This window comes from Bacillus sp. z14 (2026) (assembly GCF_058313575.1).
Map to the genome: position 1 here is coordinate 314,609 of NZ_JBZFQK010000001.1, position 21,189 is coordinate 335,797.

General features: G+C 36.4%; 18 protein-coding genes and 1 pseudogene. 4 read left to right on the forward strand and 15 right to left on the reverse strand.

Annotated features, from left to right (window positions below):
* Nucleotides 1–38 precede the first annotated feature (38 nt).
* Entirely contained in the window at nucleotides 39–1,967 is a 1,929-nt protein-coding gene (gene fbp / locus AC4G3O_RS01400) for a fructose-1,6-bisphosphatase (protein WP_066103543.1), read from the reverse strand.
* Nucleotides 1,968–2,386: 419 nt separating this feature from the next.
* Between fbp and AC4G3O_RS01405 the strand changes: the two genes are divergently transcribed.
* A complete protein-coding gene (locus AC4G3O_RS01405) occupies nucleotides 2,387–3,124 on the forward strand; it encodes a cyclase family protein (RefSeq protein ID WP_139891876.1) in 738 nt (245 codons plus the stop codon).
* A gap of 177 nt (nucleotides 3,125–3,301) precedes the next feature.
* On the opposite strand, the gene AC4G3O_RS01410 is transcribed toward AC4G3O_RS01405, so the two are convergent.
* The 5 genes from AC4G3O_RS01410 to AC4G3O_RS01430 all read right to left on the reverse strand — a co-directional run bounded on the left by AC4G3O_RS01410 (nucleotide 3,302) and on the right by AC4G3O_RS01430 (nucleotide 7,489).
* Complete coding sequence (locus AC4G3O_RS01410; RefSeq protein WP_066103540.1) at nucleotides 3,302–3,556, reverse strand: sigma-G-dependent sporulation-specific acid-soluble spore protein CsgA; 255 nt, start codon at nucleotides 3,554–3,556, stop codon at nucleotides 3,302–3,304.
* Nucleotides 3,557–3,720: 164 nt separating this feature from the next.
* Nucleotides 3,721–5,340 carry a long-chain fatty acid--CoA ligase gene (locus tag AC4G3O_RS01415; protein WP_148629769.1) on the reverse strand — a complete coding sequence of 540 codons (1,620 nt, stop codon included), beginning with the start codon at nucleotides 5,338–5,340 and terminating at the stop codon, nucleotides 3,721–3,723.
* An 84-nt stretch (nucleotides 5,341–5,424) separates the two neighbouring features.
* The gene (locus tag AC4G3O_RS01420) at nucleotides 5,425–6,567 is read right to left on the reverse strand and encodes an acyl-CoA dehydrogenase family protein (RefSeq protein WP_491135715.1); all 1,143 of its coding nucleotides are present in this window, start codon (nucleotides 6,565–6,567) and stop codon (nucleotides 5,425–5,427) included.
* Between the two features lie 200 nt (nucleotides 6,568–6,767).
* Complete coding sequence (locus tag AC4G3O_RS01425) at nucleotides 6,768–7,058, reverse strand: YxcD family protein (protein WP_066103535.1); 291 nt, start codon at nucleotides 7,056–7,058, stop codon at nucleotides 6,768–6,770.
* Nucleotides 7,046–7,489 carry a hypothetical protein gene (locus AC4G3O_RS01430; RefSeq protein WP_225983572.1) on the reverse strand — a complete coding sequence of 148 codons (444 nt, stop codon included), beginning with the start codon at nucleotides 7,487–7,489 and terminating at the stop codon, nucleotides 7,046–7,048. The genes AC4G3O_RS01425 and AC4G3O_RS01430 overlap by 13 nt, the downstream gene beginning before the upstream one ends.
* A gap of 250 nt (nucleotides 7,490–7,739) precedes the next feature.
* Here AC4G3O_RS01430 and AC4G3O_RS01435 point away from each other — a divergent pair, with 250 nt between their 5' ends.
* The gene (locus tag AC4G3O_RS01435; protein WP_066103533.1) at nucleotides 7,740–8,615 is read left to right on the forward strand and encodes a phosphatase PAP2 family protein; all 876 of its coding nucleotides are present in this window, start codon (nucleotides 7,740–7,742) and stop codon (nucleotides 8,613–8,615) included.
* Nucleotides 8,616–8,945: 330 nt separating this feature from the next.
* On the opposite strand, the gene AC4G3O_RS01440 is transcribed toward AC4G3O_RS01435, so the two are convergent.
* Complete coding sequence (locus tag AC4G3O_RS01440; protein WP_066103531.1) at nucleotides 8,946–9,734, reverse strand: SDR family oxidoreductase; 789 nt, start codon at nucleotides 9,732–9,734, stop codon at nucleotides 8,946–8,948.
* 152 nt (nucleotides 9,735–9,886) lie between these two features.
* Here AC4G3O_RS01440 and AC4G3O_RS01445 point away from each other — a divergent pair, with 152 nt between their 5' ends.
* Nucleotides 9,887–10,810 (forward strand): NAD(P)/FAD-dependent oxidoreductase, encoded by a 924-nt coding sequence (locus tag AC4G3O_RS01445; RefSeq protein WP_066103529.1) that lies wholly within the window; start codon nucleotides 9,887–9,889, stop codon nucleotides 10,808–10,810.
* A gap of 184 nt (nucleotides 10,811–10,994) precedes the next feature.
* Entirely contained in the window at nucleotides 10,995–11,387 is a 393-nt protein-coding gene (locus AC4G3O_RS01450) for a DUF1648 domain-containing protein (RefSeq protein ID WP_066103528.1), read from the forward strand.
* Nucleotides 11,388–11,469: 82 nt separating this feature from the next.
* Here AC4G3O_RS01450 and AC4G3O_RS01455 read toward each other — a convergent pair whose 3' ends face one another.
* The 8 genes and pseudogenes from AC4G3O_RS01455 to AC4G3O_RS01490 all read right to left on the reverse strand — a co-directional run bounded on the left by AC4G3O_RS01455 (nucleotide 11,470) and on the right by AC4G3O_RS01490 (nucleotide 21,052).
* A complete protein-coding gene (locus AC4G3O_RS01455; protein ID WP_139891872.1) occupies nucleotides 11,470–12,510 on the reverse strand; it encodes an aldose epimerase family protein in 1,041 nt (346 codons plus the stop codon).
* Between the two features lie 215 nt (nucleotides 12,511–12,725).
* Nucleotides 12,726–13,709 carry an aldo/keto reductase gene (locus tag AC4G3O_RS01460; protein WP_066103523.1) on the reverse strand — a complete coding sequence of 328 codons (984 nt, stop codon included), beginning with the start codon at nucleotides 13,707–13,709 and terminating at the stop codon, nucleotides 12,726–12,728.
* A 31-nt stretch (nucleotides 13,710–13,740) separates the two neighbouring features.
* Nucleotides 13,741–14,904, reverse strand: a complete 1,164-nt coding sequence (mmsB, locus tag AC4G3O_RS01465; protein ID WP_491135716.1) for a multiple monosaccharide ABC transporter permease — start codon at nucleotides 14,902–14,904, stop codon at nucleotides 13,741–13,743.
* Nucleotides 14,901–16,436: a multiple monosaccharide ABC transporter ATP-binding protein gene (gene mmsA, locus AC4G3O_RS01470; RefSeq protein ID WP_066103518.1), complete on the reverse strand. Its 1,536-nt coding sequence runs from the start codon at nucleotides 16,434–16,436 to the stop codon at nucleotides 14,901–14,903. Before mmsA ends, mmsB begins: the two co-directional genes overlap by 4 nt.
* A gap of 80 nt (nucleotides 16,437–16,516) precedes the next feature.
* The gene (chvE, locus tag AC4G3O_RS01475) at nucleotides 16,517–17,596 is read right to left on the reverse strand and encodes a multiple monosaccharide ABC transporter substrate-binding protein (protein ID WP_066103515.1); all 1,080 of its coding nucleotides are present in this window, start codon (nucleotides 17,594–17,596) and stop codon (nucleotides 16,517–16,519) included.
* A gap of 107 nt (nucleotides 17,597–17,703) precedes the next feature.
* On the reverse strand, nucleotides 17,704–18,783 hold the full coding sequence (gene chvE / locus AC4G3O_RS01480; protein WP_066103512.1) for a multiple monosaccharide ABC transporter substrate-binding protein: 1,080 nt from the start codon (nucleotides 18,781–18,783) through the stop codon (nucleotides 17,704–17,706).
* A 221-nt stretch (nucleotides 18,784–19,004) separates the two neighbouring features.
* The gene (locus AC4G3O_RS01485; protein ID WP_491135717.1) at nucleotides 19,005–20,072 is read right to left on the reverse strand and encodes a GntR family transcriptional regulator; all 1,068 of its coding nucleotides are present in this window, start codon (nucleotides 20,070–20,072) and stop codon (nucleotides 19,005–19,007) included.
* 408 nt (nucleotides 20,073–20,480) lie between these two features.
* Nucleotides 20,481–21,052: pseudogene (locus tag AC4G3O_RS01490) on the reverse strand (nucleotidyltransferase family protein).
* Nucleotides 21,053–21,189 lie beyond the last annotated feature (137 nt).

A 21,189-nucleotide genomic window follows, 5' to 3' on the forward strand; every position in this document is an offset into this window, starting at 1 on the left:
CAGGAACACTGTTCCTGTTTTTTAAGTACAAGCTGCTATCAATCCATATAGCGATATTCCCTTAAACTATTTAATATTGAAATTTCCTGAATTATTTTCTCTCCAATATTGGTTTCTCTAACCTTTTTCCGTTTTAATTCTTTATCTACCAATCTTTTTATTGATAAAACATCTGTCCCGTTAAGTAAGACATCTTCCTTTGAATTAAAATGCTTATGGGCGACCAATTGCATACCGTAAGAATTATATAGCAATGTATATCCTGCTATGCCTGTAGTTGATTGGTATGCTTTGGAGAAACCTCCATCAATTACGATCATTTTTCCATTTGCCTTAACTGGATTTTCTCCCTCTATTTCTTTAACTGGTGTATGGCCATTTATGATATGACCTGTGTCAGGATCCAGATCAAAATCAGCTAGTATTTTGCGACAAATTTCTTCATTCTCGCGTAAATGATAGTATGGATTCTTTCTTTCTTTATGGGTTGACTTGTCCTTAATAAAGTACCTCTCAAAAGTTGTCATTTCTCTTTTTCCAAAGAGTGACGAATATTCTCCCGTCCATAAATACCAGACCATATCCGTCGCAAGATCACCCGACTCTTCAGGATGTGCAAAAGAATAACGTAAATATTGCTCAAAAACATCAAGTAACTCACGACCTGAATAGGTGTTATTATCGACGGTCATCTTCTCCATATTTCCTTCTTCATCTAAAGGAATACACCCATGTATTAATAGGTTCCCGTTATATTTTAAATAAAGGCTTCCTTTCTTCATAAGGAAATTCATATGTCTCGCGAGCTTTTCTGAATTCTGAACTGAGAATAATAGCTTTTCCATAACCTGCTGTTCTTCCTCTAATAACTGTTCAGGCTGTTCGGGATTAACCGTGGCAAAGCAAGTGTTTTCAAGAGGGTAAGTCTCCCCATAAATCGTTATTTCATTTTTATCATAATCAATTTTCTCTAATAAAAGCCTATCTGACATATTAAAGCACGGACGTCTCTTTATTATAGGCATTTCGAGTTTGAATTGAATCATCGCAATTGCTTGATGAATTTTCGTTATTTGTAATTTTTCATGACTAGATAGTTTCTGATCTGAATGTACCTTTGGTCTGAAAGCCGGATTGTCATCATAGTATTTCTCAGCCAGAGTTAACAAAGGCCTCAAATTGATTCCATACACATCTTCAATAATATCGAGATTGTCATACCTTGCACAAATACGAATAATATTAGCAAGACAAACCAATGAACCAGAATAAGCACCTAGCCAAAGTACATCGTGGTTACCCCACTGAATATCAACCGAATGATAATTGATTAGAGTTTCCATGATTTTATCAGGTTCAGGTCCACGGTCATATATATCGCCAACAACATGAAGATGATCGACAACCAATCTCTGAGTTGTATAGGCAAGACCTGTTATGAGTTTATCAGCTTGGCCTAAGGAGATGATTTGCTCAACAATTTCATTATAATATTTTTCCTTATTTGCTTGATTCGTTTTGTACAGCAGTTCTTCGATAATAAATTCAAACTGCTTTGGCAATGCTTTTCTTAATTTCGAACGGGTATATTTGGATGAAGCATGAGAAATAAGTCTCATCATCCGCTCAATAATAACGATATACCATTGATTCAATTCTTCTTTATTATCAAATTGATTTTTAATTAACTTTAATTTCTCTTCAGGATAATAAACTAATGTCGCAAATTCATTAATTTCTTTTTCTAATAAAACATCTTGAAACAAGTCTTTGATTTTTTGTTTTACATTCCCGGAACCGTTTCTCAGTACATGTTGAAAAGCTTGATACTCCCCATGTAAATCACTGACAAAATGTTCTGTCCCCTTCGGTAGGTTAAGGATGGCTTCCAAATTAATAATTTCTGTTACTACTTTTTCTTCACAATCATATTTTTGGACGAGTAAGTCCAGGTATTTTGAATTCAAATATAAGTATCCCCTTTCGATATTTCTATCAATCTAATCGATTGGATCTAATTAATAAAAGGGGAAAGCGAATGCATTTGTAAATTCCCCGAATTAGCGAATATAGTAATTTAATTATAATTTATTTAACCAATAGTTGAATACAGATTTTTTAAATTTCTAATAGTAAAACCGTCTTTGCAATAATAACTTTGACCGGGATAAGTTTTTTAAGAATGAATAATTCTATTTCACTATTGGTAAAAATCATGCTCAATTCATTAACCATTCTCTTATCTGTAATGATATTAACTATTGCAAGTGTAATAAAAAATATCATACCTGATATTCTTTTTAAAGGGAGAGCTTGTTGCCGTTACACCTCTATGATAAAGTATATAATAATTATTTGAAAATTGAAAATTATGGAGGCTGAGTAGATGGTAAACAATCTGTTGCAGGTACTTAATATCTTGAAATCTAAGGAGTGGGTGGACCTCACTCATACATTTGGACCAGATTCCCCTCATTTCTTTATGTTTGATGACGCACAGATTGATACTTTATTTACTCATGAAGACGGATTCATGGCACAGCGTTATTCGTTCGCTGGTCAATATGGAACCCATATTGATCCTCCCATTCATTTCGTGCCAGACACCCGGTATTTGGACGAATTGGAACTAAAGGAGCTTGTGTTGCCCTTGATTGTGATTGACAAATCAAAAGAGGCGGCGAAGAATCCTGATTTCACACTCACCATCCATGATATTTTAGATTTTGAAACAGAACACGGAACAATTGAGGCAAATACATTTGTGGCTTTGCGCACCGACTGGAGCAAGCGCTGGCCAGACAAAGAGGCCTTCTCCAACAAAGATGAGGAAGGCCATAATCATATCCCTGGCTGGGGCTATGAAGCGTTGAAATTTTTGTTTGAAGAACGAAGAATCAAAGCTATTGGCCATGAAACCTTTGACACCGATTCAGCTATTGACTTCCGTAAAAATGGGGAACTTAGAGGCGAATATTATGTACTTTCTCAGGATACGTATCAAATTGAACTCATGAAAAACCTGGACAAGTTGCCTCCTAAAGGAGCTATCATCTTTAATATCGTACCGAAACCTGAAAAAGCGTCAGGCTTCCCAGTACGTTCGTTCTCTATTTTGCCTTGATAGGACAAATATAAAAAAGGAGTTGCTATGCACCTCCTTTCTTCTTGAGCAATTTTTAGTAAATAAATCTTATATAGTGTCTCTGGAATAATTGAATCGTTCTGCCTTCTCCCTGAAACGTATGATGTCAGCAAAGCTTGATTTTGTAATCTTGAAGTCGTGCGAAATAAAAATTCTTCAAACAAACAACAACTCATAAATCTCATTTAAATGCTTGGATCGTTCTTCGTCCTGCTCTTGGTTTGAATAAGCAATGGCATTTTGTAAAACCCTATTTAGGTAGTGACTTTCACCCACTGATAAATCTCTGACAAACTGTTCTCCGCTGTCGTAATTTCCGTCAGAAATCATATTATAAATATGCTTGCCAACTTTGCTGTCCTCCGTATGTGCTGATAAAATTTCCTTCACATATCCTAATGACTGGTTCATAAAGTACACTCCTTAATGAATAGTAGTTATTCCTTTATTCTTTACAGGAGAGAACAAATCATACCAGCATTTACCGATTCATCCTTAGATTTATAAAGCAACCGCAATAAAAAAGCCTAAACCATATCCTTGATGGTTTAGACTTCTCCCCTACCTATCCACTATTAGTTATTAGATACTCTCTCTTGAATCATTTCTCTCAATTTAGCCTTTAGAAATTTACCAACGGAGGTTTTCGGGATTTCATCCATAAAGATGATTTCATCTGGAATCCACCATTTTGCAAATTGCGGCTTAAGGAAGCTTTGAATCTCTTCTTCGGTAACCTTTCCATGAAATTCAGGCTTAAGAACTACACACCCGACCGGTCTTTCCTGCCATTCGGGATGCGGTATGGCTACGACACTTGCTTCAAATATCGCCTCATGAGCCATTAAGGCGTTTTCCAGATCAACAGATGAAATCCATTCACCGCCGCTCTTAATTAAATCCTTTGTTCGATCGACCAGCTTGATTGTGCCCTCTTCATCTACAGTTGCTATATCACCAGTCAACAGCCATCCGTCTTTAAATGCCTCAGCAGTCCGTTCATCACGATAATATTCATCTGCAATCCAGTTGCCCCGTAACATCAGCTCACCCATATCCAATCCGTTCCAGTTCACTTCTCCTTCAGAGCCGACCACTTTCATTTCCAGGCCTGGTACAAGCAAGCCTTGCTTAGCTCTAATATCGAGCAGCTCTTCTTCCGGTAAGTCTAACTGATAGCTTTTCAGACGTGATACAGTTGCCAATGGTGCCGTTTCTGTCATTCCATAAGCATGTAGGAATGGTATTTTATATTTAATTTCAAATTGCTTAATCAATCCTTTTGGTGCAGCCGAGCCACCGCATAAAATAAATTCCAATGTGCTGGTATCATATGTACCTTTTTCAAGCTCCTGCAGGAGACCTAACCAAATTGTCGGCACACCAGCTGTTTTTGTCACACCTTCTGATTGGATAAATTCGGCTAATAATTTAGGATTAAATTGAGGTCCAGGCAGAACCTGAGTTGCTCCAAACCAGGTGGCCGCAAATGGCAATCCCCAGGCATTCACATGAAACATTGGCACAACAGGCATGACCACATCACGTTCAGAAACAGCTGTTGTATCTGCTAGGCCGAGTGCGAAGCTATGCAGCACAATCCCCCGGTGCGAATACAATACACCTTTTGGATTCCCAGTTGTTGCTGATGTATAGCACATTCCTGCTATTTCATTTTCATCTAAATCATTTATAAATGGAGTTTTCGGGTTGCCGACTGCTAGAAGTTCTTCATATGAATATGCGGGTTTAAGACTTGTTGAGGGTATTTCTGTCTGATCCGTCATAATGATACAGGCCTTGACGGTTGTCAGCGCTGGGGCGATTTTTTCTATTAGGGGTACAATATCTTCATCAATCAATAGTACCTTGTCTTCTGCATGATTAATAATATAGGTAATATGTTCTGCGGATAAACGAATATTAATGGTATGGACAACAGCTCCAATGCCAGGTACTGCAAAATATGCTTCGAGATGGCGATGGTGATTCCACGCCAGCGTACCGACTTTATCACCTCTTGATACATTCATTTTCTGGAGTACATCCGCCAGCCTTCTTGTCCTTTCACCGATCTCTTTGTACGTTAATCGCTGCACCTTATCATGAGTCCTTGATACCACTTCTTTCTTCGGAAATACTTTTTCAGCTCTTTCCAGCAAAGAATGTACAGTTAATGGCACGTGCATCATCATTATTACCCCTTCCTCCTATTAATTGAATATAGTACTCTTAAATCTCACCTGACCTTGAGTCCAATGCTAATTCACTTTCCCCCATTAAAGTCCAAGGTTCTTAGCAATGATCGTCTTCATAATTTCATTTGTACCGGCATAAATACTGGCAACCGGGGTATCCCTGAATCGTCTGGCAATCTTGTATTCTTCCATGTAGCCATATCCACCGTGTAGCTGCATGCATTCAACCGAGATGCGTTTAGACATATCTGTTAATTTCCACTTGGCCATTGAGACTTCTGCTACTATATTCTTCCCGGCTATATGATCTGCAATTAATTGATCAAGAAATACTCTTCCCATTTTTATGTCGGATGCGATTTCAGCCAGCTTAAACTTCGTATTTTGAAAATCACTGATTGATTTTCCGAATGCTTTCCTTGACTTAACATAATCGAGCGTCATCTGAAGCATATCCTCAGCAGCAACCTGAGCTGAAATAGCTACGATTAACCGTTCCTGCTGGAGCTTATCCATCATATACATAAAGCCTTTCCCTGCTTCTCCCAACAAATTTCCCTTTGGTACGATACAATCCTCAAATAGGAGCTCCGCTGTATCCTGGCAATGCATACCCACTTTTTCTAGTTTACGTCCTCTTGAGAAGCCTTCCATATCTCTTTCGACAACAAGCAGGCTTATTCCTTTATGCTTGGGTATAGCATGTAAATCCGTTTTACAAGCTACAATGATGAGGTCTGCGTGGATTCCGTTCGTAATGAAGGTCTTCTGTCCATTTAAAATATAATGGTCCTCTTTTAATTCTGCGTATGTAGATAAGGAAGCAAGATCAGAGCCTGCACCTGGTTCTGTCATGGCAATAGCTGTGATGATTTCCCCGCTGACACATTTGGGAACCCATTTCTCCTTTTGTTCTTTCGTACCATAGGCGTTAATATACGGCACAACAATATCATTATGGAGACCAATCCCGATTGTACCGGAACCAAGGCGCTCGAGTTCTTCATTAATGACAACTGATATACCCCAATCCGTTTCCAAGCCGCCATATTGCTCTGGTAAATCCGGGCATAAATATCCCTCTTGACCAAGCTTGGACCAAAATTCTCTTGGAATCAGTTTCTCTTTCTCCCACTGGTCATAGTATGGATACGCCTCTTTTTTTAGAAACTTTCTAAAGGATTTTCTAAATATGTCATGCTCTTCATTTAAATAAGGATGCATCTTTTATTTCCTCCTATATGTATGTAAGCGCTTAAATAATTTCTTATGCTTTTTATATTAGCGACCAATATGTATAAAGTCACGAACATTTTTATAATTTTCTAAAAATACGTAACAGTCCCAGTCAATTGATGAATAGACTGATTATAAGCTAATCATTTTAAATAATAAAAAAGAGGCCTAAGCCTCTTTTCATACTTTTATTGAACGTAGGCAATAATGCCTTCCTCGTCATCTAATTCAAGTTCAATAGCTGCAGCAAATGGATCCATATTCAGCTCATGCTCAATATAAAAACGCAGTGCTTCAATCATGTTTGCGGTGATTAGAATTTGGGATCTTCCATTAACATGTGCTTCTGCGGAGAACCCATATTTATCGTCATACAATAATTCAATTTCAACTTGTTCAGGATTGACTTGCTTTTTAGCTGCGATATAAACACAAAGTGAATTAATAATCTCATTCTCTGAAATTTTTATTGTCTCCACGTTCCGTCAACCTCTTTTCGTGGACGGTTACTACGTGTAAAGATTTTTTTGATTAAAGCAACAATCAGCAAAATTGCAAGTACATTCAATAATAAACCAAGTACGGATCCCATGGCACCCATATTAGCTAGCAAACCGCCGAATAATAAACCGGCAATACCGCCAAGCATCATACTTTTCATGAATCCACCTTTATTAAATGAATTTGTTTTAGTTGCTTTGGCATTGCTGTTTGTTGTTGATTTTTGCTTATTAACTGTTGAATTGTTTTGGTTGAAATTAGATTGGTTATTATTTGAATTGAACGATTTTTTACCTGAACGGTATGATTTTGCACTAACCTCGTGTGAAGTTCCTACAAACGCATGTTCAGCCACCGGTGCAAATACAAAGGTAACCAACATAAAAGCAGTTAACATTTTCTTTAACAAAGTAATTCCTCCTGTAATTCTAGTAGTCAGGCTTAGTTTCCCATATTTGTATTTACGAATCAAGTTTTAAGAAGTTTCATTGTTTTTCATTTTTCTTCAAAATTTATATAGATTTTTATAAAATTTGTAAGCTTAACATTCAATTCAAATAAAATATGTAAAAATTGGACCCTTTTTACTATTCCTACAATTCAAAACGTTATAATATATACACTATGAATATATTGAATCAGGAAGGGAACGTCTGTATATGTATCAATCTATGTTTACGATTGCTATCACCATCACGATTATGACGGTTTTTTTAGTTATTATCCTATCAAAGCGTAACCCTTTCATCGTATTTAAGATTTTATGGGATAGCCGAAAGAACAAAAAATCATGGATTCATTTTGCATTACTTGGGACTATACTTTTAATCAATAAACTGGAATTGCAAATAGAGAGCAATTTTATTCATATCGGGGACTATTCTCATATTATTCAGCAGTATGAAGGGCAATTACTGGCTAATTTCCAAAACCTATTGTATAATATTTGGTTAACAGAAATCACAACTTTTTTCTACATCATTATATTTGTCACTTTGATTTCAACATCATTTGTCCTCTATTTCATCCAACAAAACAAGCAATTATTCTATACATTTATTTATGCCGTTGGGCTGAATTATCTTATTGCCATACCCTTTTATCTTTTTTTACCTGTTAATGAGGTATGGTATGTCCATTCTCAGGTACACTTTTTAATCCCGGAAGTTTATCCGGACTTTGAGACTCAATATCGGAATGTATCAGGATTGAATAACTGTTTCCCAAGCCTGCATAACTCGATTTCACTGACTTTATTATTCTTAAGCTATAAGTCGAACAATAAGCCTTTTAAATGGTTTATGACTGGCAGTGTGGGAATAATCATGTTCTCCACTATTTATCTTGGCATACACTGGCTGACAGATATGGCTGCAGGAGTACTTCTTGCTATTACAGCCTTTACGATGGCCAATTTGATCTCTATATTGGTAAGTAAGTCTGCGCGAATGGAAGGGAAAATGACACCCAACCTGCTTTTCATCAAAAATAAAACCGTATCTTCAAAGATTAAATCCGAAAAGCAAGCGAACTAATGTTGAATTATCAACCTAATAGGACTTTAAAGACTTATTCGAAGAGACACCTAAAATTTCCGCTTCTTTATCAGGAAAAGAAAAATCATAGATTAAATCTTATTAAAAAGGAACCATATAAAAGCGGCATCGTTGTTGACGATGCCGTTCAAAATTATTAATGGTTTTCATATAAAGTTCCAAAGAGATTCATTAGAATAACCACTTGCTATGCTGAATAAATTCAAAAAAAATATAAAGCGAATACACAATTATTTATTTCAATAAATCTCCTCATTCAATCTCTATCTTTTACAAATGGACGGGTATTCTTTCAAACTCTAATAGAAATTAAATTCCCTTCACTTTTCCACCATCGACTAATAATACTTGTCCGGTTACATACGTATTGAGCATTGATAACAGAAATACTGCATAGTTAGCAAATTCCTCTGGTTCTCCGTATCGGCCAAGCGGAATTTGCTTTTGTGCATTTTCTTTTACTTCATCTATGGATAACCCTTGACGCTCGGCTGTTTTTTCATCCAAATAGGTTATCCTACCTGTGGATATAACACCAGGTGCAATCGTATTTATTAAGATATGGTCCTGAGCAAATTCAGATGCTAATGTTTTCGTTAAACCGGTAATACCAAGGCGGAATGTATTGGATAACAGCAATCCCTGAATTGGTTCCTTAACAGAAATAGAAGCCATATTAAGAATCCTTCCACCCTGATCTTTCATATAAGGATACACTTCTCGAATCATTCGAACATAGCTTAATAAATTCAATTCAAACGAGTTTTGCCAGTCCTCATCAGATAATTCCATAAATGTCCCTGCCGGCGGTCCTCCTGCATTATTGAGTAGAATATCAATTGTTCCAAACTCTTGCACCGTTTTCCTTACCAAGTCCTTAATTTGTTCAGGCCTTGTAATGTCAACTTCACAATAGACAACCCTGCTTTTTTTGTTTAAAGGGATTAGTTCATTTGCCACTTTTTCTAACTTGTTTGCATGTCTGCCAGTTATCATCACATTTGCGCCCTCTTCCACTAACTTTTGCGCAATAGCTTTTCCTAAACCTTGACTAGATGCAACCACTAACGCGTTTTTTCCTGCTAATTTAAGATCCAATCGTTCAACCTCCATTCTTATTCGGATATCTAATTTTTACATTTCGACCAATTGTTTGTCAAAATACAGTATGAATGGGTATAGAAGGGTATAATATCTTATTTCATCCTGATACTAAGGGATGACGTTAAGCAGGAGGCAATGGTACTACTATGAGAAATTCTTGGGAATGTATTGTTATAGGTGGAGGTATTGCCGGCACTCAGGCGGCAATACAAATGGGCAGAAGCCAAATTAATTGTTTAGTTATTGATTCTAAGGAAGCAGGACGGTCTAATTTATGTAAGGATTATCGAAATATCATCGGATGGCCTGAAGGCGTCAGTGGTGAAGAATTACGAAAAAAAGGACAGCAGCAAGCATCTGAAACAGGAGTTACATTCATCAAATCTGATGTGAAGCAAATATCTAAAAGAGATGATGAATTTTTGATAACGACTGATAACGAAACGTATCAAACCAAGACTATTTTACTGGCTACAGGCGTTACCGATCGGATACCTGATATCCCCAATATAAGAGAGTGCTTGGGCAGCACCATTTATATATGCACAGATTGTGATGGCTACGAAGCGATGGATAAAAAAATTATTGTGATGGGTGCTGGTGATCCAGGTGCCAATCTTGCAGTATCTTTATTAAATTGGACGGATGTTATAACCTATATCAATCATGAGAAAACACCTGTCTCAGCGGACATTCTATCTAAACTTAACCAACATCATATTACGTACTTAGAAGAGGAAATAGAATCTGTGTCAAAAGAATCAGAGGACTTTTTTACAGGCGTCCATTTAAAAAATGGTGAATCCCTGCAAGCTGATCGAGCTTTTATCGGCTTTGGCGGCAATAAAGTTCATACAGAATTGGCCAGTCAAATTGGTGTTCATATAGAGAATAACAGACATATTAAAGTGGATGCACGAACAAAAGAAACCAATGTTAAAAATGTATGGGCAGCGGGAGATATTGTATCGCACTCCGAACAGGCCACGATTGCCATGGGGGATGCGACACAGGCGGCCATTTGGATCAATAAGCGATTAATGGAATACAAACGAAAAGGATTGTTGTAGACCAGTATATTGGTTATTTTAGAAAGAGAGAGCGGATATTAAACCCCGCTCTCTCTTTTTTTTGTTTATTTAAAGATAATGGTTGCCAAAGTTTTCAATACTTTGTAGGATTCTCGTATAGTTGCATTACGTTTATTTGGTTATATGGTAAAATTAGGTTATCTATTTTAAAAGGAGGGCGTAAATGGTCAAGCATCCCATCGAAAACAAAAAAACATTATTTGAATTTAGTTTTAATATAGTATCTTTAATCCTACTTATAATCATTTTTGTATACATAATGATTAGATGGTCAGATATACCCAATAGTATTCCTATGACATTCGATTCGAACGGTCATGTTTCACATTGGGGGGAGAAAAAAAGCATTTTAGCTCTTCCGTTCTTCGGATTATTAATTTGGTTTGTATTCAATTTCATTGAAAAGGATCCGCATAATATTAACCTACCTTTGTATCGAAATGACGATAAATCGAAAGAGTTAAAATACAATAGAATTCTCGTAAATGCAATTAAAAATGGCATTGTAATTTGTTTTGTCATAGCTAACTGGAGAATTATCCTATCGGTTTTGTAATAAGCAGAGACACAAAAAGAGGACCCAATCTTAAAGGTCCTCGTCTAATCCATTAAAAGCATCACTCTCTTTAAACATAGCCTTATTTAAAAATATATCTCGTATGCGCTTGATATACATCATCTTTTTTAAGTGTGACCGGAGGGAAATCAGGTTGGTTAATAGCATCTGGGAATCCCTGTGTTTCCAAACATATAGCCATATGATGATGCGGACGGACACCCCTGATTTCATAATCCCCTTCCGATTGATTGCAAGTATAAATAACAACGGCTGGTTGGTCCGTTTCCACTAATAATTTACGTCCACTCTCAGGATCGTATAATTCTATTTCTCTATTAAAATTGGAATCCAAAACGAACGGATGGTCAAAGCCATTGCCTGCTAACTCATTTTGTTTGTAGCCACTATCGACACCTTGAGAAATCGGCTTGCTATTCGTAAAATCAAACGGTGTTCCCTCGACAGGAATTAATCGACCAGTCGGAATAGAATCTTCCTTAAGCTCAATATATCGACTGCTTTCGAGCTGTAATTCGTGATTTTTGATTGTTTTGCTCAAGTCACCACTTAAATTAAAATATGTATGATTCGTTAAATTGATGATCGTATCTTCATCGGTGGTAGCTTTATAGCGAATATCAAGCTGATTGTTTTCATTTACTAAATAAGTCGTTGTAACCTCTACCTTGCCAGGGAATCCTTCTTCTCCTGCTTTACTTGTATAGCTGAATTCAACCCCAACAGCATCCTTTTCTTCTACTACTTTATAATCCCAAAGAACATGGCTAAACCCCTTAACCCCTCCATGCAGGTGGTTATCCCCCTCGTTTTTAGTGATCTGGTAGGACTTCCCGTTAAGAGTGAACTGACTATTTGCGATTCGTCCTGCAATTCTGCCGACAACCGCTCCAAAATAAGGTGAATGATTCTCGTAATCTTCCATACAATCAAACCCCAATACGACATTCTCCATATTTCCCTCACGGTCAGGAGCAATAATATCTGTAATCACACAACCATAATTTATAAAACGAACGGTAAATCCTGATTTATTAGTAATTGAAAATTGCACAACTTCCTGATTCTCAATTTCACCAAATACCTTCTGTTCAATTTGCATGTACTTTCTCTCCTTATCATATAGAGGTGTAACCTAATTTTATATTTTGTATGTATTCCTTCACAACAAACGTGATTGAAAACGCTATTATTAGTCTATTTCAGAAGATATAAATTGTGCAAATAAACAGGCATTAGAAAATATATAAATCTCTAATACCTGCTCCTTTTTTATTGATTATCTATTAATCGTTTCAATCTCCCGTTTAACTGGCATTAATAAGGTCCGCGAATATAATCATGTACTTCATTCATATAAAACGTTTGCAGCCTATCTAACTCTTCTTTTGAAAAGGATTTAGTTTGAATCGCCTTTAAATTTTGGTCAACTTGTTGCGCATTTTTAAAACCAGGTATTGCACATGTAATTTCTTCATGGTCCAGAATCCATCGTAAAGCTGAATTAGCCATGGTACCTCTTCCATCCGCAATCCAGGAAAGCTGATTGCTAAGCTCAACTCCTTTTGAAAACTCAAGTCCTGCAAATGTTTCACCAACATTAAATTTTTCTCCATTTGCATTAAAGCTACGGTGATCATTTTCTTCAAATTTTGTTTGGGTGCTGAATTTTCCTGTTAGCAAACCACTGGCCAGTGGTACGCGGGCTAATATACCAACCCCCTGTTTTTTAGCTGTCGGGAAGAGTTCTTCAAGCGGTTTTTGCCGGAATATATTGAAAATGACCTGTAATGCTCTGACACCTGGAATGGTAAGACAGAATAAACCTTCTTCAACAGTCTCTACGCTCACGCCATAATGGCGAATTTTCCCTTCCTGCTGAAGCTTATCCAGCACAGTAAATACATCCGTATTCTTTAAAATATGTAAGGGCGGACAATGAATTTGATATAGGTCAATCCGTTCGCGGCCAAGCCTTTTGAGACTGCCCTCACAATATGCCCGAATTGCCTCTTCCGAATATGTATCTGGATCATGAATATCACCGGCTCGACAAAATTTCGTAGCAATATGGATCGTATCCTCTTTGCCTTTCGTCGCTTCCCTTAACAGTTCTTCGCTTCTACCACTTCCGTATACATCCGCCGTATCAAAGAAGTTAACTCCATTCTCCATAGCGCGATTTAAACCAAGAAGAGCATCCTGGGTATCAGCCTTTCCCCAATCACCGCCAATTCCCCATGTCCCAAAACTAATCTCACTTACAGATAAATCGGTATTGCCAAGTCTGCGATAATTCACTTTCCAAACACCTCTTTTTGTTAAAATAAACTTACGATGATTTATTTTTATTATACACGTCAAACCCTACAGCTAGCAACAATACCAGTCCTTTAATTGTCTGTTGATAATCCACGCCTAAGCCAATTAACGACATACCATTGTTTAATACACCCATTACCAAACCACCAACGACAGCGCCTATAACAGTCCCTATACCGCCATATGCGGATGCCCCGCCAATAAAGACCGCAGCGATCGCATCCAATTCAAAAGAGTTACCCGCTTTAGGAGTTGCTGCATTCAACCGAGCTGCAAATAATAATCCTGATAAGGCAGATAATACACCCATGTTTACAAATACCCAGAAGGTAAGCCATTTTGTTTTAATACCTGATAATTTTGCTGCTTTTTCATTACCGCCAAGCGCATATAAATGTCGACCAGGGACTGTTTTATTTGTAAAGAATGAGTAAGCAACAATTAATACAACTAAAATCACCAAAATATTAGGAATACCTTCATATGAAGCTAGGAAATAAGCAAATATATTCATTACTGCTACTATAAATACCAGTTTTAAAGCAAATAACCACATTGGAAGTACTTCAAAATTGTAAGACTGTTGTTTTTTACGCTTTCTAAATTCACTCCATAATAGTACGAGAGAGATTAAAACTCCGACAATCATAGTCAGTAAATCTAATTCTCCTGTTTTATTCAGCCCCGGTATAAACCCTGTACTCATTTGGCGGAAGGACTCAGGAAACGGAGCAATGGATTGCCCATTGAGAACAAGCATAGTAAGTCCGCGGAAAATCAGCATCCCTGCGAGTGTAACGATAAATGCTGGGATTTTAAGGAATGCAACCCAAAATCCATGCCAAGCTCCTATTAAAGCTCCTATAATAAGACAAAGAATGACAGATATCCAAACCGGCATGTTCATTTCAATCATAAATATCGCTGACATAGCTCCAACAAAGGCTACAATCGAACCAACGGAAAGATCGATATGCCCCAATATAATGACCAACAACATCCCGATTGCTAAAACAAGAATATAACTATTTTGCAGAATAAGATTTGTAATATTAAGAGGTTTTAGTAATATGCCATCCGTTAATACTTGAAATAGCACCATGATAAAGATCAGAGCCAATACCATTCCATACTGTCTTATATTATTTTTCAATAAACTAGTCAGTGTTTTCACAGCTGTTCCACCCCTGTTCTGGTCATGTATTTCATAATTTTTTCTTGTGAAGCTTCATTCCGGTCAAATTCTGCGGTAAATGTGCCCTCACGCATGACATAAATTCTGTCGCATATTCCTAATATCTCAGGCAGTTCTGATGAAATGACCAATACTCCCATTCCTTTGTCGGCCAATTCATTAATAATAGAATAAATTTCATACTTTGCCCCAACGTCAATCCCACGTGTTGGTTCATCCAAAATCAAGATTTCCGGTTCAGCAAAAATCCACTTGCTTAACACGACTTTTTGTTGATTTCCTCCACTTAGATTCATTGCTTTTTGTAAGATACTTGGGCTCTTTATATTCATTTTTTTGCGATATTGCTCTGCTTCAATAATTTCCTGATTATCATTTACAACTAGTTTTTGAGATATTTTACCCAGATTTGCCAATGTGATATTCGTTTTAATATCTTCTTCCAATACAAGTCCATATGATTTACGGTCTTCAGTTACGTAAGCAATGCCATTATCGATTGCTTGTGTAATATTTTTCAGCTTCAGTTCTTTTCCCTTTTTAATTATTTGGCCTGAGATTTTTTTACCATAAGCCTTTCCAAACAAACTCATCGCCAGCTCGGTTCTCCCAGCTCCCATTAATCCGGCTATGCCAATAATTTCACCGCTTTTTATTTGGAAACTTACATCATCAACCACGTTACGATCGGAATTGTTTTCATCCTGAACCGTCCAGTTTTTCACTTCTAATATGGTTTCTCCGATATTTGGTGTGTGTTCAGGATACCGATTCGTTAAGTCACGTCCTACCATCCCCTTAATGATTCGGTCCTCCGTAACACCTTTTTTCATATCAAGAGTTTCGATAGTTTTACCATCACGAAGGATGGTTATCGAATCGGCCACCTTTGCAATCTCATTTAATTTATGAGAGATTATTATGGAGGTCATTCCTTGTTTCTTAAATTCAAGCATTAAATTTAAGAGATTTTCACTATCATTCTCATTTAAAGCTGCAGTTGGTTCATCTAATATAAGTAATTTCACTTTCTTGGATAATGCCTTTGCTATTTCAACTAATTGTTGCTTTCCTACACCCAGTTGATTAACCGGTGTATTCGGTGATTCATTTAACCCAACAATTTTCAGTAAGTCTAATGTTTTTACAATTGTTTCATTAAAATTTATGATTCCATGTTTTGTTTGTTCATTGCCTATAAATATATTTTCAGAGATAGATAGATAAGGGATTAAAGCCAATTCTTGATGGATAATTACAATGCCTAGATTTTCACTTTGCTTAATATTTTTAAATTCACACACTTCTCCATTAAATAAGATATCTCCTGAATAAGTGCCATGTGGGTACACTCCACTCAATACTTTCATTAAAGTAGATTTACCAGCTCCATTTTCTCCGCAAAGGGCGTGGATTTCGCCTTCTTTAATTTTTAAATTCACATGGTCAAGAGCTTTTACCCCAGGGAATGTCTTCGTGATATTTTTCATTTCTAATAAAATTGATGACACGCCATTCACCTCAACTGTATAAATTTAGATGCTGTTTAACCGTTTACATTACAATCAAACAGCATCCGCCATCCATTCTGTTAATTGCTTAGCTCTTCTTCTGTGTAATATCCGCTATCGACTAAAATTTCTTTATAATTTTCTTTATCTACTATTACTGGTTCTAAAAGATAAGATGGTACAACCTTGTTTCCATTGTCATATGTTTCAGTGTCATTTACTTCTGCTTCCTTGCCTTTTAGAACTGCATCTGTCATTTCAACTGCTTTTTTAGCCAATGCTCTCGTATCTTTAAAGATGGAAGAGGTTTGTTCACCGGCAATGATTGATTTTACTGATGCCAAATCAGCATCTTGTCCGGTAATAATCGGTAATGGTTTGCTATCCGATCCATAACCAACCCCTTTTAAAGAAGAAATAATACCAATAGCTAATGCATCATTTGGCGATAAGACTGCATCTACACGATCAGATGAATATTGTGAACTTAGTAAGTTGTCCATACGAGTTTGCGCTGTTGCGCCATCCCAGCGTAAAGTAGCAATTTGCTTCATATCTGTTTGTTTACTTTTAACAACCAATTTCCCAGAATCTATGTATGGTTTTAGAACAGACATTGCACCATCATAGAAAAAGTATGCGTTGTTATCGTCTGGAGATCCGCCAAACAATTCAATATTAAATGGTCCTTTGCCGTCCTTAAGACCAAGTTTTTCTTCAATATAAGAGCCTTGTAAAACACCAACTTTGTAGTTATCAAATGTGGCATAATAACTCACATTATCTGTCCCTTTAATTAAGCGGTCATAGGATATAACCTTAATATCCTGGTCAGCTGCTTTTTGAAGAACTTCTGTCAATGATTCCCCATCAATAGAGGCGACTACTAAAATATCTACTCCTTTAGTAATCATATTTTCAATTTGGGCAATTTGATTTTCAATGACATCTTCGCCATATTGAAGATCTGTTTTGTAGCCTAGCTTTTCAAACTCTTCGACCATATTTTCTCCATCAAATACCCAACGCTCTGATGACTTTGTCGGCATAGCGATTCCAACAAACCCTTTTTCATCACCGCTGGATTTTTCATCGCTGCCACATGCTGCTAAGGTAAGTACCAGTGCAAACATCATCATTGCAGTAACAAATTTTCTCATGTTTTGAACCTCTCCCTTTTGATAAAAATAAAGGTTTCTAATTTATGCTAGCCCCATAAAGCTTGGAATATAGAAACCTTTGAAAAAAACGAGACCCACTATTTCTTTTATTTGCTTAATTCTTCTTCTGTGTAATATCCGCTATCTACTAAAATTTCTTTGTAATTCTCTTTATCAACTGAAACCGGTTCCAATAGATAAGAAGGTACAACCTTATTTCCATTGTCATATGTTTCAGTATCATTTACTTCCGCTTCCTTACCTTTTAGAACTGCATCAGCCATCTCCACTGCTTTTTTAGCTAATGCTCTCGTATCTTTAAAGATGGTTGAGGTTTGCTCACCGGCAATAATAGATTTTACTGATGCCAACTCAGCATCCTGTCCAGTAATTATTGGTAATGGTTTACTTCCAGTTCCATAACCAACCCCTTTAAGAGAAGAAATAATACCGATACTGATTCCATCAAATGGAGATAAAACGGCATCTACACGATCAGTTGAATATTGTGAACTTAGCAAGTTGTCCATACGAGATTGTGCAGTTGCGCCATCCCAACGCAAAGTAGCAATTTGCTTCATATCTGTTTGTTTGCTTTTAACAACCAATTTCCCTGAGTCTATGTATGGCTTTAAGACAGACATTGCACCATCATAGAAAAAGTATGCATTGTTATCATCTGGAGACCCGCCAAACAACTCAATATTAAAAGGTCCTTTGCCGTCCTTAAGTCCTAGCTTGTCTTCAATGTAGGAGGCTTGTAGAACACCAACCTTGAAGTTATCAAATGTGGCATAATAACTCACATTATCTGTCCCTTTGATTAATCGGTCATAGGAAATAACTTTAATATCTTGATCAGCCGCTTTTTGAAGGACTTCTGTTAAAGATTCCCCATCAATAGAGGCAACTACTAAAATGTCTACTTCTTTAGTAATCATGTTTTCAATTTGGGCAATTTGATTTTCAATAACGTCTTCGCCATATTGCAGATCTGTCTTGTAGCCTAACTTTTCAAATTCCTTGACCATATTTTCTCCATCAAATACCCAGCGCTCCGATGACTTTGTTGGCATGGCAATTCCAACAAACCCTTTTTCTTCCCCACTGGATTTTTCATCGCTGCCACATGCCGCTAAGGTAAATACCAGTACAAACATCATCATTGCAGTAACAAACTTCCTCATGTTATTAACCACTCCCTTTTGTAAAATAAGGCTCTCATTCAATTTATTCCCAAAACATTATGAATATAGAAACCTTTCAAAATAATGCATGCGCTTACATTAATATCATACTACTTGTTAGTACAAGTACGCTACATAAATTATTCTCCTTTGCATATTTTTTACAACCATTTGTGAACAAAATAAAAAACCCATTTTGGTGGGTTTTTAAAAAGAAATTCCTATAATTTTCTCGTTGAATTTCGTAATATTAACTCTGGTTTATAACGGATTGAAGGATCTCCATCTACTTTATTTTCAATCAGCTGGATAATTGTTTCTGCAGCTTGTCTACCCATTTCAAATTGTGGATGTCTGATGGTCGTTAATTTCACTTCAGATGCAGTCGCTAAATTTGAGTCATCGAACCCTACAATGGATAGATCATCAGGTACACTAATTCCATATTCCCTAATAACATCAAGAGCAGACAAAGCTATTTCATCGTTATAACAGAAAAGCCCTGTAGGTCTTTGTTCAGAATTTAGTAGTTTCCTAAATTCTTTATTCAGTACTTTATCTTTTTCTATTGTTGTACAAGGTAGGATCATATTGGGTAAGATGGGGATGCTATACTCCCTATGCGCTTTGATAAATCCCTGCATCCTCTTAACACCTTGCTGGTCATCCGTTTTAAAAATACCAGCAATGCGTCCATGCCCCAATTTAATCAAATGTTCTGTTGCCATATAAGCGCCTAATTCATCATCTACCGTTAATCTATAAGGGTGTAGCTCTGGATAATAAGCATTAATCATTAAATATGGTATTTTTTTCCTCTCTAAATTTAAATAATATTTCAGGTTCGGATTATAATAATTACTTTTAGTCGGTTCTACAATTAAACCGGCAATCCCCCTGTTTGAAATATTCTCCAAACACAACTTTTCTTTATTTAAATCATTATTTGTACTATAAAGGAGCAGAGTATATCCTTTACTGCTTAGATAGGACTCAACTCCATTAATGATGGAGAGGAAGATGTAATTGGATATATATGTAGTCAAAAGAGCAATTGTTTTTTCAGATGGTTGATTTGTGTTCCGGTCAGCACAAAAGGTGCCTGAACCTTGCTCTGTATACAACCAGCCTTCATTTACAAGATCATTAATTGCTTTACGCACTGTATGTCTGCTAACTCCAAATTGCTGAGTTAAACTATATTCAGAACTTATACGCTGATCGGGTATATAATCGCCTTCTTCGATGAGCTTCTTAATCTCCATCTTTACTTGTTCGTATTTTTTCATTATATGAATCACCCCTCACTATGAACAAACGCGAATCATGAATAGTTTACCATAACTTGTAAGTACATGTTAGAGGCGTGAGTCATCCAATTCTTACGATTCTGTAGAGTTTTATAGTTACAGTTTGATTGCCCATTTCAGCTTCCCTGCTAAATAACCTTGAATATACCCCATGTTTATTCTCAAACAGTTCCCTATGTGTACCTGTCTCAATTACTTTTCCATTTTCCATAAAAATAATTCGGTCGGCTGATAGGACAGTGGAAAGTCGATGTAAAATGATCAGGATGGTTTGCGAATTTTACATTTCAAAAAAAAGAGGAGATTAATAAACGGTAAAATATCAAAATGATAGATTTTATAGAGATACTATTAAAAAGAGGGAACGTAAATGAGAGTCTATCATTCTTAATCAGATATATCGCGAACTTCAATTTTATGCCAAATAGACTTCCAATTCTTTTTTGAAATTCGGTCCTTATAAATAACAGCCAGTTCTTTTGACTCACGAAAATGGGGAGTTGGCTTAACCTCTAAATTTATGACATCATCTAATCCATATGGAGCAATAAGGATTAATTTATTCTCATGATCTAACTTTATCCCTAGAGCTGTCGCTGTTTCTGGGAATTTTGATATGGCATCTTGCGAAGAAGTATATGGAGAAAAGTTATTAATCGTATGCATTCTAGCCTCATTTTTCACAGACCAAGGTATATTAGGCATAATACTAATCAATTTATCTCAAATTCTTTTTCCATATCCTCATTAATTATTGATTTATCAAAATAGATAACATCAACATCCGGTGTTTCAGTACGATCTTTAAATCCGTGCAAAGCATCCCAAATCTTTGAACGTATAAATCCTGCACATATCCACCAGTCAGGTAAATTTAATGTGCTTACAGCCTTTATAATCTCCATCATTTTTTCATCGTTTTGAATTAACCTAATAACATCTGCTTCATTCTTTAACATCTTAAAACCACCCACCTTCCACAATCGAACATATATTCCAATTTTAACAAAAAATATAATCAGTATGCCGTAATATTTTATGCTTTTAAAAAAACACCTCAAAGCAAAAAAATAGATTCCACTCATCCGTTGGAATC